This is a genomic window from Lacticaseibacillus styriensis (assembly GCF_030770295.1).
GTDB classification, from domain to species: domain Bacteria; phylum Bacillota; class Bacilli; order Lactobacillales; family Lactobacillaceae; genus Lacticaseibacillus; species Lacticaseibacillus casei.
Window position 1 is genome coordinate 375,013 of record NZ_CP132483.1, and the last position, 15,163, is coordinate 390,175.

The window sequence follows — 15,163 nt, forward strand, 5'->3', positions numbered from 1 at the left end:
AATGGTAAAAAAAAATGTACACATAGTACCTCATATGCATTGGGATCGTGAATGGTATTTTACAGCAGAGGAATCTCAGATTTTGTTGATCAACAATATGGAAGAGATTATGGATTTTTTAGAGACACACTCAGACTATCCCGCTTATGTGTTAGACGGTCAAACTGCAGTGCTAGATGACTATCTTGCCGCAAAACCAGAAAATCAAGAGCGGATAGCTCAACTGGTTCGAGAGGGAAGGCTTAAAGTCGGGCCGTGGTATACGCAAACTGATGAAATGGTTGTCGGCGCAGAATCAATAACTCGTAACCTGCTTTATGGACTGAAAGACAGTAGAGCCTTCGGGAGGCCAATGATGATCGGGTATGTTCCTGATTCGTTTGGTCAAAGTGCTCAAATGCCACAGATTTTAAATCAGTTTAATATCCATCGTTCATTATTCTGGCGTGGTTGCTCGGAAAGAAAGGGAACCAATCAATCTGAATTCATTTGGAAATCGAGCGAAGGTTCAAGCGTGATGGCTCAAAACTTTCCTCTCGGTTACGCAATTGGCAAATATTTGCCTACCGATAAAAAAATGCTAAAGCAGAGAATGGAGGGGCTGTTTTCGGTTTTGGATGTTCGCGCCTCGGGTATGAATGAACTCATTCCGAATGGCCACGATCAAATGCCAATTCAGAAGGATATATTCGAAGTGATTTCTACCCTCAGAAAGCTTTATCCAGATCGTCATTTTGAACTAACTTCTTATGAAGATTTATTTGATGATTTAGATAAACAGGACGGGTTTGATACCATTGAAGGTGAATTTATTGATGGAAAGTATGAACGAGTCCATAGAAGTATATACAGTACAAGGATGGATTTAAAAGCTACTAATGCAAGAATTGAGAATAAGATTACCAATGAACTGGAACCGTTGGCGTCATTAGCTAGCAGTATCGGGTTGAGTTATGAACATGGTTTAATTGAACTAATTTGGAAGGAGCTCATGAAAAACCACGCACATGATAGTATTGGGGCCTGTTGTTCCGACAAAGTCCAACGTGAGATTATGGCTCGATATCGCATTACCGAAGAACGTGTTGATCGTCTCATCGGGTTTTATCAACGTCGCGTCAGTGAGTCTGTTCAACTAAAAGGTAACGAAGACAGGCTGACCCTCTTTAACGTGTTGCCAGGACGTTCTGATGATTTGATCACCGCGACGGTCACAATGAGGGAGCCTAGTTTTAGCTTAGTGGATAGATCAAATAATCCGGTAAACTTTGATGTGATTAATGTTGACAAAATAGATCCTGGGCTAATTGATCGTCAAATTGTTGCCAAGGGTGATTATCGGAAGTTTAATCGATTCACAATTCAATTTCGCTATCGATTGCCCGAGTTTGGCTTTGAAACCTTGAAAGTTATTAAAAAAAGCACTGGACAAGAAAAAATAATGCAGACAACTGCTAGCGACCAGATTGAAACGCAGGATTACCGAGTTACATTTAATTCCAATGGCACACTAACGTTGACGGATAAGGCATCTGGTCAGCGCTATGAGAATATTTTAGGATTAGAAAATCAAGGCGACGCTGGAGATGAATATGATTTTTCACCGTTGAAGTACGATAAACCGATATATTCGGCGAAGACGGTTTCAAATGCTGATATCAGCATTAAAGAGGCCCAAGAAACTTTTGACGTCATCATTAAGTACGACTTTTTAGTTCCAGCAGATTTGTCTAACCGTTTGGCTGAGAATCCAAAAATGGGTAAAATAGGCGTGACTCTTCATCTGATTTTCAGCAAAACTAGTAGGACAATTCATTTTAGTTTTGATTTATGTAATCATGTCAAGGATCAGAGAACTCGTGTTTTGGTACCAACGAACATAATCACCAAAGCGGCGATTTCTGATAATCAGTTTGGAAAAATCATTCGCCCTATTAAGGATACGGCAATCGAAGTTTGGAAAAAAGAGAAGTGGGCCGAGCGCCCGGATCCTATTTTTCCTTTTTTGAGTTACGTCAGTGTTACTGATAAACAAACAGTATCCGTGTTTACTAACAGCTCCCGAGAATATGAAGTGTTAAATGATGGAGAGACTATTGCCGTTACGCTATTCCGTAGCGTTGGAACGCTCGGGAAGCCAAACTTAATTCGCCGACCGGGACGCCCCTCAGGGATTAATGCGGCAACGCCCGATTCGCAAATGCTTAAAAACTTACGTTTGAATTTTGCCATTCGAATAGATCCCGTGAATTTTAACGATGCATCAGTTGCTTGTGACGCGAAGGAGTACTTAACACCGATCATGAGCTACAATCAAATACCTTATCAAGCGATGCATCTCAATGAATCACCAGTGACTGTTCCAGCTAGGCTGGAGAAATCAATACCGTTACCTGAGGGAGCTGTGTTATCAGTGGTTAAACAATCTGAGGATGGAGAACGGTATTTGGCGCGAATTTTTAACCCAACAAGTCATGCTATCAAGTTGCCGAGTACACTTGAACAAGTTAATCTTGCGGAGAAACTTATCAAATCCGTGAACAACCTGCTCCCTAATCAAGTTGTGACTTTGGTTTTAAGAGGTTGGTAATGAAAGCACTAGTGGCAATTGATTCGTTTAAAGGCTCTTTCACAAGCTCTGAGGCAGCTAAAGTAGTGGCAAAAGCGTTTGAAGAACAGAAGATACTCTGTGATCGGGTTGTTGTTGCTGATGGAGGTGAAGGAACAACAGAAGCACTTCTAAAAGCATATCCTAGCGGGGTGCTGAAAAAAACATATGTACATTCGCCCAGTGGTAATGAAATAAGGGCACAATATGGTTGGATCAATACATCAAAGACCGCCATTATTGAGGCGGCAGAAGCTTCTGGATTAAAATTTGTCGAACATAATGGCCAATATTTAAATCCCTTAAAGACATCTTCATTTGGAACTGGTGAATTAATTCGGCAGGCAATCTGTCACGGAGCGCGCCATGTAATTGTTGGGTTAGGTGGTTCAGGTACCAATGACGCTGGCATGGGGTGTCTGGAAGCTCTGGGGTTTCAGTTTTTTGATCGTCGAGGTGTTACTCTGCAGGGAAATGCCGAAAATTTAGCCAAAATCGTTAGAATCGATAGCAAGCAAACAATTTTACAAAGAGTCGAGGTAACGGCTTGTACGGATGTCAGATGTCCTCTAACAGGATCAAATGGCGCAACCTACATTTTTGGCATGCAAAAAGGGGTTAGACGAGACCAACTAGCATCACTAGATCAAAGCATTGCGCATTTTGCAAGATTAATGGATCCCAAAGAAAAGGGAATGATTGCTGGAGACGGTGCAGCTGGTGGGTTAGGATTTGCTTTAAGAGTTGCTGGAGCTACACTCACCAGCGGTTTGGCTTTCGTGGCGAAACAGGTCCAATTAGAAAAAAGAATCGCCAACGTTGATATTGTTATTACCGGAGAGGGAAGTCTAGACCAGCAAAGTTTGAAAGGGAAAGCACCGATTCAAATTGCTCAAATTGCCAAGACATATCGTAAACCGTGTATTGCCTTCGTGGGTCAACAGAAGATACCATTAAAGATTGCACAAGTAGCTGGACTTTCATCAGTGTTTCCAATAGTGGATCACACTATGGATTTACACTCAGCTATGATTGATGGATTGGCAAATTTACAACACACTGGTGAAAGAGTGGCTGCATTGATTCATGCACTGGATAGTGACTAAAAGTTTTGCTTTTTTTGAAAGATCTCTTGTGTACGCTTTATAGCTATCAAAATGCTTTCACAACGTTTTGGCATATATTGTAAGATGGTTTTGTTGACGAACTTGCAAAGTCTATCGTAAAATTTGGAGGTTGTGAAGAGATCATCGAGATAAACCGCCGATGACCTCAACCGCGAGTTAGGGAGAAGCTAGCCTTTCATGGCTGGCTTTTTTCTGTTAGTGACAAGGATTACATTCTGCAAGGACAAATGTGACTCCCCGAACTAGTTGACGGGTCTATCACTTCTAACGTATAATTTAGAGGTTGAGAAAAGGCCACCGGGAGGCACCCCGATGACCTCAAACACGGTTCAGATGACTAGGGGTAAGCTAACTTTGACGGTTAGCTTTTTTTATTATCGCATACGCTTTAGCGCTACTGGTAATCAGTAAGCTTAGCGCGATAATAATCGACGCCACATCCAAGTGGCAACCCCCTTCGTCTCCTGAGTCTGGCATGGCCATCACCTCCACGATTCAAAAAAATGTTGAGTGGTGTGTGCCATCCAAGCCGCTAGACTAAGAAGTGAGGGTAATTACTTCTCTTTCTTTGTCGTGATTTTAGTCTATAGGTTGTTACGTATGCAGTCAATAAGAACACGTTGCAAGCTTTAAACACTTTATGTACCTTATGTTGAGATATTGCTTGCTGTCGCATTTTTGATTTTCAACTAATTAGTAAGTTGACGAATCAGCTATTTCTAACGTATAATCCAGATATTGAAAAGAGGCCACCGGGGTGCCACCCGATGACCTCAAGCACGGTTTAGATGACGAGTTGAGTGAAAAAGCTAGCCCTTACGGTTAGCTTTTTTGATTATCGCATAGGCGTTGGCCATGCTCCGGATCAGCATGGCCGTTGCCACGATAATTGACGCCACTTCCAGCGTCGCTACTCCTCTCGTCTTCCAAATTTGGCATGACTTCACCTCCACGGTTTAGAAATGTTGAGAGGTGTGTGTCATCTCCAATCCGCTAGACAAAGAAGTGAGGGTAATTAGTCCTCTTTCTTTGTCGTGATCTTAGTCTATAGATTATTACGTATGCGGTCAATAAGTATGAACTGTTATTTTGGACAGCTTTTCGTAGAGAAATATTATGAATGATATGGTGTTGTCGCTCAATGATACAACAATTTTTAAATTGGCTTCACGAGAAAGGGCGGGGTACTGTGGAAGAGGTACGAATTGTTCAATTGGGGAATTCGTTGGTGTTGACATTGCCGGAAAACAAAGGATTCAAGAAGGGGCAAACGTGGCTTCTTATAGCAGAAGATGATGTCAAACCTAGTTATACACTGATTCCTAAACTTGAGGATCCATACACAGGTAAAAGAAGGGGATCAATGTATGTTCCTGAAGAATGATCTGAAATCTAACATCTCATAGTAGCCTCGTCCGACGAACTTTTGGGCAGGGCTATTTTGTTGCATTCATAATTGTAGCGGCATAGACAGGGGCATTGAACCACTATTTTTGAATCAAAACATTGATCTGGTTAACTTTATTGGGGAACAGCCTTGACTAGTGAATTAATTCACTTACAGTAGTTATTAAGAGGCGAAAGTGACGCCATCGTTTGCACGCGAAACCATGCGTTTGGTTTCATTGCGCAAGAACACGTCATTCAAGACACTTATAATCTGAGAACGCTTGAAACTTTGGACACGGCTGCCAAGAAAGCATTCGGTCCGGATCTTGAAGGTGTCAGGGACATTTACATGTTGGATCGGAAGGGAAAGAACGCGCATGACTAAGATCTTACTGGGTTTAATTGTATTTATTAATTTAGGTTTTCTTTTTTACTTTGTCCGTGACTTGCTGGATCATCGCTCGGAGGTCATGACGGAACCGGCTGCGACTTGGGCCTTGCCATTCAGCTCATTCCTGATTTTTCTGCTTTCGACGTTTGGCATTTCCGATTTCGCCATTAGCACCGCACTGTATCCTAAGGTCAAATGGGTGTCGATCAAAAAACTTCCCGGCACCTTGAATACGCAATGTGTTATTCCGGTGGCTGCCATGGCGCTTTCGTACATTACTGCCATTACGGTTGACATTAAAACGTTGGCGATTTGCATCATTGCGGCGGTAATCGGTGCCTATATCGGGCCACGGTTTGTGGTTAAGTTGCCCACTGACACCATTAAGAAGTTTGTCACGGCTGGCTTGCTGATTGCGGCATTGATGATTTTGGCGGGTAAGTTTAATTGGATTCCTGCAAACGGAACGGCGACCAGTTTATCTGGTTGGAAGCTTGTACTGACGGCCGTTTTATTGTTCGTGTATGGCGCGCTGAATAACATCGGCATTGGCTCGTATGCCTTGACGATGGCGACTGTGTATGCGATGGGGCTCAATCCGTCCGCGGCTTTTCCGATCATGATGGGTGCTGCAACTTTTTCTGTTTCGACGAGTTCCATTCAGTTCGTCAAGTTGGCAGATTACAGTAGGAAGATCACCTTGTTTACATCGACTTTTGGCGTTTTGGGTGTCTTGGTTGCCGTTTTCTTTGTGAAAAGTCTGGATACCAGCATGCTGCAATGGCTGGTGATCGTGGTGCTGCTATATTCCGCCATCAGCATGGCATTGTCGCTGCGGCAAAAAGAAGAAGCATAACTTGTTGACTAAATTTTGGATGATGGAGGTTATATGATGCGGATTTTGACGAAAAAAGATGTGCAAGCAGTTTATACGATGAAAGATGCGATCGCTGACGATAAAGTTGCTTTGGCGGCTTATTCTAACGGTGATGCGACTGTGCCGTTGCGGACCAACATTGATGTTCAGGCGGAACACGGTCAGAGCCTCTACATGCCGGGCTATGCTGCAGGTGAGCAACCCGCGCTCGGCGTTAAAATCGTCTCCGTTTATCCTGATAACATCGACAAGGGCTTGCCGAGTGTCCCGGCGACTATGGTCAGCCTGGATCCCAAGACCGGCATTGTGTCAGCGATCATTGACGGAACCTACCTGACGCAGCTGCGAACCGGTGCGCTTCAAGGGGCGGCGACCGATCTACTGGCTAACCCTGACGCTAAAGTGGCCACGTTGATCGGGACGGGTGGTCAGGCACCAACACAGCTGGAAGCGATGCTCAATGTTCGTCAGTTAACGCGCGTCTATGTTTCCGATATCGACCACGAGCGCGCAGCAAAGTTTGCCCAAGACATGACCGATCGTTTCGGTAAGCAGTTCAATGTAGACATTTTGCCCGCCAACGATCTTTCCAAGGCGATTCGGGCATCGGATATCATCACGTCAGTTACGACTTCAAAGCAGGCAACGTTTGATGCGGCTGATGTTCAACCCGGCACCCACGTTAACGGCATTGGCGCCTATACGCCAGAAATGCACGAGATTCCGGCCGAGCTTGTTCAACGGGCGGACAGAGTCATTTTTGATACCATGGACGGCGTTTTGGCTGAAGCTGGCGATATGATCACGCCGCTGAAAGAAGGGCTGGTCACCAAAGCGCATTATGACGGCGAACTCGGGCAGTTGATTAATGGCGAGATCAAGGGCCGGCAGCATCATGATCAGGTGACATTGTTTAAAGCCGTTGGTACGGCAGTGTTGGATGTGGTTGTGGCTGAGAAGATTTTGCAGGCGGCGGATAAGCAGCATGTGGGGATGAGTGTGGATCTTTAGTGCTGAATTGTTGAAAGGTGGCAGTTGTGACGTGAAGATGTCGCAACTGCCACTTTTGCTTACCAAAAATTCGGAAGTGGAAGCATGATCAAAAAAACGAGTAATACAACGTTGTATTTTTAGATACAACGTTGTATAATTTGAATCGAAATGAAAGCGCATTCAATTCACGAGGAGGAAAGACTATGTCAACAACCAGTCCTGCACCAACGATCATCAGCACCGATCCTGGCATTGATGACGCAGTAGCGATTGCCATTGCGTTAGGCAGTCCAATGCTAGATGTACAACTCATTTGTCCCATTGCAGGGAATGTAAGCGTGGAGAAGACAACACTTAATACCCGGCGTTTGCTTACTTTTTTGAATCAAGCACCGCGAGTTGTTCAGGGCAGTAGTAAACCACTTTTGCGGCCGCTTAAAGATGCAAGTGGTGTTCATGGCAAGACGGGGATGGATGGGTATCCTTTCCCAGAGCCTGCTGTGGCAGTTGATACGTTGCTTCCTGCGGCGGTTGCCATGCATGAAACCGTGATGGCTAATTCCAGACCAGTGACGCTTATCGGTATCGGGCCGTTAACGGATATTGCTCTCTTTATTCATCAATATCCCGACGATCTAAAGAAGATCAAGGAACTTGTCTTAATGGGCGGGGCACTTGGTCGTGGCAACCTTGGCGTTTTATCCGAGTTTAACTTTGGAACTGATCCTGAAGCCGCAAAGATTGTGTTCAATAGTGGTCTGCCAATTCGAGTTGCACCGATGGAAATTGGGCGACAAGCAAAAATTCTACCTGAAACATCGGAAAAGATTAAGCAGTTAGGCAAGGTTGGCGACATGTTTTATGCGCTGTTTTCCAAATATCGCGGTGGAAGTTTCAAAACTGGTTTGAACATGTATGATGCGCTTGCTGTAGCGATGATTCTTGAGCCGTCTTACTTCAATGAAGTAACAACCCACGTGGAGATTGAAACGCGTGGCGAATTTACAGCGGGGGCTTCACTAATTGATCTAAAAGGGTACTTAGAAAGACCTGATAATGCAAGTGTTTCTACTAACGTTGATTCAGAAAAATTTGAAAGTTGGTTTGTTGATGCGATTGCTGCAACTGCCAGTTTGTAGGTGACTGACAGTAACTAATGATCGTGTGAGGTAAAAAGAAAGACAGTAGGTGCCATTCTCTTATGAAAACACGAGGGTGGCGATGTTTTTCATGAGGGGGATGACATAATGAATGCAATTCTTGTCTCGGTTATCGGTATTCTAGCCGTTGCCATCTTAGTTTACATGCTGTTGAAGAAGAACGACATCAAGATGACATTATTGGTTCTTGGTATTACGTTAATGTATCTTGCTATCTTTCTAGGGAATAAAATCAAAGTCTCTGCATCGACTGGGACCGTGTGGCTTGATCCTTTTCAGGCAGTGGTAGATCAGTTTACTAATACGCTTGTCGGTCCTGGCTTTGTCATTCTGATTTTAGGCGGATACAGCGCCTATATGAGTCACATCGGCGCTAATCACGTCACAATTCAGGCGTTAACCAAGCCAATTGCCAAGATTCGATCGGTTTATATCCTAATACCGATTGTCTTCTTGATCGGCAACTTGCTATCACTCGTCATTCCCAGTGCGTCTAACTTGGCCATCATTTTGTTGGCGACTTTATACCCGGTTTTGCGGGCAGCAGGCATGAGTCGATTGTCAGCAGCAGCTATTATTGGCACATCGGCGACCATTGTTCCAACGCCCTTAGGTTCAGATAATGTTGCGGTTGCGGCCCAATTGCATATGGCCGTGACAGACTATGTTTTTAAAAGCCATGCGCTGGTTTCAATTCCGACATTGTTAGCGATTGCAGTGGTTCATTATTTCTGGCAAAAGCATGAAGATAAGGTTGATCCAGAGACACTGACCTACGATAAAGAGGTTGCAGAGAACCACGATGACGGCGTTGACTCAAAGGAAGATGTTAATTCCTACCACGGTTTAACTGCGTTTGTTTATGGTTTATTACCATTGCTACCCATTGTTTTGCTATTGGCGATTTTCTTTACAAACATAGTGGCTGGCACAAAGTTAAATATTAACGTTCAATTGGTAACGTTGATCAGTTTTGTTGTGGTAGTGATCGTTGAATTGCTTGCCAAACGAAAAGTTCAAAACGTGCTTAAAGGCACTAATTCCTTTTTCACTGGAATGGGCGATGTAATGAGCATTGTTGCCTTGCTGGTGGCCGCCCAAACTTTTGTGCAAGGGTTGACTTCCTTGGGCATCATTGAGCTAATTCAGAATTCGATGACGCATATGAGTGGGTCGGGCATCGTTCTGCCAATTGTTATGGTTCTGTTCACCGCGGTCATTGTTCTATTAAGTGGCAGTGGCACAGCGTTGGTTTTTGCGATGATTCCACTGATCATTCCACTATCCAAGGCTGCGGGGATTGATCCAGTCGCGTTGTCAATTCCGCTTCAACTTGCCGGCAACTTGCTACGCGCGGTTTCACCAGTTGCTGCGGTAGTGTTGATTGTGGCAGGAACAACCAAATTATCACCTATTCAAATCGTTAAAAGAACGTCGGTGCCGATGGTCTTCGGTGTCGTGATGATGCTTGTTATGTCCCTGATACTTTTCTAGGCCTGACAATTAAGTTCAATTATTCCGGTTTGGTAGATGGTAAAATGGTGATGCTGCTTTCATGGTAGAATGAATTAAGTCATAATTCAGCCTGAAAGTGGAGAAAGACAATGCATCGTTCACCGAAGTATGTTCAAATTTACAACCAGATTTTGAAGATGATCAAACAAGGCCAACTAGCGCCAGGTTCTAAACTCCCTTCTGAGGAGGTACTCACCAATGAGTTTGAGGTTAGTCGCGTGACGTTACGTACAGCCTTGTCGTTGCTTAAAGAAGACGGTTTGATTCGCAGCATTCACGGACAAGGACATTTTGTCGAGGCCGGAGAAAAAAAGACGAGTGGTATCGAAACGCTAGGCAATCCGATACTAAAAGGGCTTGTGCCGACAATTGAGCGGCGGGAGGCTTACTATCACGAAAACCAACCGAGTGAGTTCACAGACCAGCTGTTTGACAGTCACGACGAGCCGTATGACACATTTAATATCTGGTATCAGAATAATGGCGAGAATATTGGGAACACGTTGGCTATTCTGTTGCCAGAAACAGTGACCATGTTTCGCATTAACTTGAACCAGCCAGATAGTATCGTTAACTTTTTGGAGAAATCCGTTTATCAAAAAGCTTCAAGCTCATCGGTATCGATTACGTTGTCTGATCGCCAGCAGAAATCGTTTCGCCGCACCTTTAGTGACACAAGCCCGTTAATTTTGATGACAGAAGACATCTTTGGCCTGAATGGCGAAAGGCTCTTGCAAAACAAACACTATATTCCTGCTAATTTATTTAGAGTGAACGTTGTTAGAATTCAGCATGATTTACAAAGTCAAATTAGTCCGGTGGATTGACGCAATCAATTCTAATTAGCCAACTACCACTTGAAAAAGTTCCATACCACAAAAAAGCCGCCCTGATTTTCCTTTTCGAAAATCAGGGCGGCTTTCTCATGCACTAAAGGAGGAAAATAATGAACCGTTAATGTTAATCAACAACCACCGACTAACTAGAACCCGCCTTCACTATTATCGGCATCACGTACAGACAATCCCGATTCCTTCAAGAAATCAGCGAATGGCCGCAGCTCTTGCGCTTCGTAACGTTTGACGAATGCATCGATTTCTTCTTGGGAGAATTTAGCTGGGTCGAGTTGCAGCTTTTCAACTGGCATCGGCCGATCACCGGAGATCACTGCGTCAATTAAAACTGGTTCTGTTTTGGCGATCTCTTTTGCCTTGGCGAAGGTTGGAGCCAGGTCTTCGATTTTGGTGACCCGGAAGCCTTTCATATTGACAGCTTTGGCAACTAGGCTGAAGTCAATGTCATCAAATTCGACACCAATGAAGTCGTTTTTGTTGGTGTCTTCTTGTTCGTCTTTAATGAAGGCATATTGTTTATTGGTGAAGATCACGTTGATGGCTGGCAGGTGGTATTGGACCTGCGTGACCAGATCCTGCATGGTCATCGCTGCGCCGCCGTCTCCGGATAGGTTGAAAATTTGACGATCCGGGAAGTCCAGCTTGGCTGCGATGGCACCGGGGATGCCGACGCCCATCGTTGCGAATAAGTTTGATGTGAAGTGACGATTTTTCGGCGTTAAATTCAGATTCCGGTTGGCATTTAAGTTGATGTCGCCAACGTCAATCGAGAAAATCGCATCTTCATCCGCAATATCATTAACTGCCTTCAGAACCTGATAGGCTTGCAGCTCACCAAACTGTTTGTTTTCCAGTTTGCTTAGATAGTCACGCCAATTTTGTCGGTTGGCAAGATTGGCTTTCCACCATGGCGTTTCCTCGCGTTCGCTGACTTGCTCAAGCACTTGCTGCAAGGTCGCTTTGGCATCAGCTAAAATGGCAACTTCTGCTTGGTGACGCTTGCCTAATTTAGCCGGATCCACGTCAATCTGTAAGAAATGCTGGGTGTTCTTGAAAGCATTCGAGACTTCAGCAAAAGGATAGTTGTTACCGATAAATAGCACCGTGTCTGCTTGGGCTAAGGCTTCATTCGCTGGCTTTTGGGCGACGCGGTTGGCGGAGCCTAAGTATGCTGGGTAACTGTCAGGAACAATGCCTTTAGCAGGATAAGTACTCATAAGTGGAATCTTCAGCAATTCGCTAAGTTGTTGCAGCTCCTTGCCGGCGGTGTATGCGCCGATGCCGTAGTAGATGACTGGACGTTTGGAGTCGACTAATTGTTGCGTCAGCTTCTTCACCAAGTCAGGGTCAGGAACCGGCAAAAGTGGCTTTTGGTGATTGATGGCTGAAGCATACCAGCTATCTTGGGGAATCTCCTGCCATGGCAGATCAACCGGAATCTGAACCACCGACACACCTTGGTTAGCATAAGCACGGCGGATAGCTTCATCAATCACGTGCGGCAGAGTTCTGGCACTAACGGCGGTCACGTTATAAGCGGCAACGTCAGCATAAATCGGATTTTCATTCATTTCCTGAAAAGTATCCATATTCATGCCGGTCGTGCCGAACTGGCCAATCAATGCCAGCACCGGCACATGGTCTTCGCGCGCATCGTACAACCCGTTCATTAAGTGCGTGCCACCCGGTCCAGCTGAGCCAAAGCAGACGCCAATTTTCCCCGTCAGCTTCGCATCAGCCGCCGCGGCCATCGCCCCGACTTCTTCATGCCGAACCTGAATATAATGGATGTTCTCCTTTTCGGCAGATAAAGCATCCATGATTGAATTAAACGAGCCACCCGGAATCCCGTATAAATGATCCACCTGCCATGCTTCCAAAACCTTCACGACAGCAAGACCAGCGGCAATGGTTGAACGATCATTGGTCATTTTCAACATCTCTCCTCGTTGTTGTTGAAATACTTTGCGCCATTAAATTTTGCACAATCTAACGGTTTTAATATAGCATGCCTTCAAATTAAGGGCAAGCGCTTACACGTTGAGAGGCGGTGTGGCGCTGTTTTTTTAGTGTTTTTTGGAAAACGGGAGTCTTGTTTATCGTTGATGAGATCTTTTGAGTTGGCTTGGATGCAGAGGCAAAACATCGTCTTAGTATTTTGAAAGTTTGAATGCTTCCAATGATAGGGTTGGCCACCGTATAGTTGACATGTTGGATTTGGTTTAGAAAGGTAACTTTTGTGTCCCCTCCAAAGGACAGAATTCTGTAAGCGCTTTCTAATCAACTTGCGATAATGATGATGGAAGGAGATGAGACCAGATGACCACCGATCTTGCGCAGTCAGTGATTCATCTACTTCAAGACCAACAAGGTTTCATGACTTCTAATGAGCTGGCCGGAAAGCTTCAGGTTTCTTACAAGACGATTCAGCGGGTTGTGAGCCGCATCAATCGTGCTTATGGCAATAACGTGATTACATCTGAGAAGGGTCGTGGTTACAAACTAGACTATGAACGTTTTTTGTTAAGTAGACTGAGTGGCAAATCGCCGCGAGATCTCTCGCTGCCAGCAGAAAGGCAAAAGGAACTGTTGAAGCGATTATTGTTAGCAACACCTTCCAAATTAAAAGTTGCCGACTTAGCAGCGGATTTCTTTGTTAGTGAATCTGTCATTCAAAGCGATGTCAGCTCTTTAGAACCTTGGTTGAAAAAGTATGATTTGACCGTTACGCGCGTTAACCGAACACTCAGCATTCGAGGTGAGGAAAAAGACATTCGCGATGCTTTGATGGAGGTGATTCTTGGCTTGAGCAAAGACACAACCGTGAACTTTGAAGCGGTGAAACAAGGATTGGCGGAACATGATGCAACCTTTGCACTTAAACAAGTGGATGTTGTCGAGCAATTTTTAAAAGCGGATCTGCCATACCCTTACGATGTGAACTTATTCTCGCATATCTATGTGTTGATCAGTAGAATTCGTAAATTTGTCAAGCTTCCGATTGAGGATCGCGATATTACCCGATTAAAAGATAAGGTGCATAACTATCCAGATCTCTTCAGCGTCAGCGAGATTGTCAAACACAACTTGGAGAACTATCTTGGCGCACCGATATCGGAGAATGAAGTTTATTACTTGTTTCAGTATTTAATTTCGGCGCGATTTACCGGAACGGACTTCAAAACAAAAGCGGGGACATCAGCTTATACGTTTTCCGACGCTCTGATAACGTTGGTTTCTCAAGATGTTCAATTGCCCGATGACGCGCCGGCGATGATCGATGAACTCGTTTCACATGTCGCACCGATGTTGAATCGTTTGGAGAATAATATCCGCCTTCCCAATGCCTTACTGAAGGAAATTCAAGACGAATATCCTAAAGTCTATCAATCAGTGCTTCATGCCGCGGGAAAGCTAACCAAGAAGTTTGATTTACCTGAAATTTCTGCCGATGAAGTCGGTTTTCTTTCGCTTTACATTGCCAAATACGTGGAAAGTTCAAAGAAACCAAAGAAGGCAATCGTGATTTGTACGACTGGTCTTGGATCGTCTGAACTCATTAGCGCCAAAATTCGTAAAGATTTGCCCGAACTGGAAATCCTGGATGTGATCTCGAATCTGAATCTAGGAAAGTCGTTAGCTAAACATCCAGACGTAGATATCCTTATCAGCACGATTAATCTTCCCGAACAAAAACACATTCCGCAAGTTTTAGTAAGCGCTATGTTTACAGCGAAAGATAAAGAAAAGGTTGAAGAAGCATTGAGGGGGCGGCGAGATGGTTAAACCAGTGATACTTCGCTTTGAACCTATTTCGGAGGGAGAGATAAAAAGGCCTGTCGATAAACAAGCTGTCCTAAGGGCGATTTCTGCTGCATTGGCAAAAGTTTCTGGACAAGAGGTTGCCCAGATCCAATCGGCTTTTTTAGAACGAGAACGTATCGGCAACACTTCTTTAACGTCAGGAATCGTCATCCCCCACGCCGTCTTAAATGGCCGCCAATCGCCTATCCTTGGCATTTTCAACTATCCCCAAGGTATTCAGGGCTGGGAAGATTTAGACGGCCATCCTATCACGCATGTTTTGGCCATTTTAATGGGTAAGGCGGGCATTACCGAACAAGAAGCAGATGATATCAAGCATTTCTTTATGGCATTAGCTTTACCGAACTTTTTACAAAAAATATCAGACACGAAGCAATCGCAAGCCACGATTGCCGTCATTAAACAACAATTGGAGGAAAAATAA

At 44.5% G+C, this 15,163-nt stretch carries 10 protein-coding genes and 1 pseudogene; 10 read left to right on the plus strand and 1 reads right to left on the minus strand.

All coding sequences use genetic code 11. The features are described 5' to 3' along the window. The first annotated feature begins 1 nt into the window (after nucleotide 1). From LACSTY_RS01725 to LACSTY_RS01760, 8 genes and pseudogenes are all read left to right on the plus strand, one after another. Nucleotides 2–2,590 (plus strand): glycoside hydrolase family 38 N-terminal domain-containing protein, encoded by a 2,589-nt coding sequence (locus tag LACSTY_RS01725; RefSeq protein ID WP_087911472.1) that lies wholly within the window; start codon nucleotides 2–4, stop codon nucleotides 2,588–2,590. Then, nucleotides 2,590–3,714, plus strand: coding sequence for a glycerate kinase family protein (locus LACSTY_RS01730; RefSeq protein ID WP_087911473.1), 1,125 nt, complete (start codon nucleotides 2,590–2,592; stop codon nucleotides 3,712–3,714). Before LACSTY_RS01725 ends, LACSTY_RS01730 begins: the two co-directional genes overlap by 1 nt. 1,615 nt (nucleotides 3,715–5,329) lie before the next feature. Next, nucleotides 5,330–5,509 (plus strand): annotated as a pseudogene (locus LACSTY_RS01735) (TrmB family transcriptional regulator); the annotation flags it as partial. Beyond that, nucleotides 5,502–6,371 carry a sulfite exporter TauE/SafE family protein gene (locus LACSTY_RS01740; protein WP_087911475.1) on the plus strand — a complete coding sequence of 290 codons (870 nt, stop codon included), beginning with the start codon at nucleotides 5,502–5,504 and terminating at the stop codon, nucleotides 6,369–6,371. The pseudogene LACSTY_RS01735 and the gene LACSTY_RS01740, both read left to right, overlap by 8 nt. Before the next feature lie 36 nt (nucleotides 6,372–6,407). After that, nucleotides 6,408–7,403 carry an ornithine cyclodeaminase family protein gene (locus LACSTY_RS01745; RefSeq protein WP_087911476.1) on the plus strand — a complete coding sequence of 332 codons (996 nt, stop codon included), beginning with the start codon at nucleotides 6,408–6,410 and terminating at the stop codon, nucleotides 7,401–7,403. Nucleotides 7,404–7,588: 185 nt separating this feature from the next. Then, the gene (locus LACSTY_RS01750; protein WP_087911477.1) at nucleotides 7,589–8,524 is read left to right on the plus strand and encodes a nucleoside hydrolase; all 936 of its coding nucleotides are present in this window, start codon (nucleotides 7,589–7,591) and stop codon (nucleotides 8,522–8,524) included. Nucleotides 8,525–8,632: 108 nt separating this feature from the next. After that, on the plus strand, nucleotides 8,633–10,039 hold the full coding sequence (dcuC, locus tag LACSTY_RS01755; RefSeq protein WP_087911478.1) for a C4-dicarboxylate transporter DcuC: 1,407 nt from the start codon (nucleotides 8,633–8,635) through the stop codon (nucleotides 10,037–10,039). 110 nt (nucleotides 10,040–10,149) lie between these two features. Beyond that, complete coding sequence (locus LACSTY_RS01760; protein ID WP_087911479.1) at nucleotides 10,150–10,887, plus strand: GntR family transcriptional regulator; 738 nt, start codon at nucleotides 10,150–10,152, stop codon at nucleotides 10,885–10,887. A gap of 155 nt (nucleotides 10,888–11,042) precedes the next feature. Here the strand turns inward: LACSTY_RS01760 and spxB are convergent, their stop codons facing one another. After that, on the minus strand, nucleotides 11,043–12,854 hold the full coding sequence (gene spxB / locus LACSTY_RS01765; protein WP_087911480.1) for a pyruvate oxidase: 1,812 nt from the start codon (nucleotides 12,852–12,854) through the stop codon (nucleotides 11,043–11,045). A gap of 379 nt (nucleotides 12,855–13,233) precedes the next feature. Here spxB and LACSTY_RS01770 point away from each other — a divergent pair, with 379 nt between their 5' ends. Further along, a complete protein-coding gene (locus tag LACSTY_RS01770) occupies nucleotides 13,234–14,700 on the plus strand; it encodes a BglG family transcription antiterminator (protein WP_049170613.1) in 1,467 nt (488 codons plus the stop codon). Next, entirely contained in the window at nucleotides 14,693–15,163 is a 471-nt protein-coding gene (locus LACSTY_RS01775) for a PTS sugar transporter subunit IIA (RefSeq protein WP_087911481.1), read from the plus strand. The genes LACSTY_RS01770 and LACSTY_RS01775 overlap by 8 nt, the downstream gene beginning before the upstream one ends.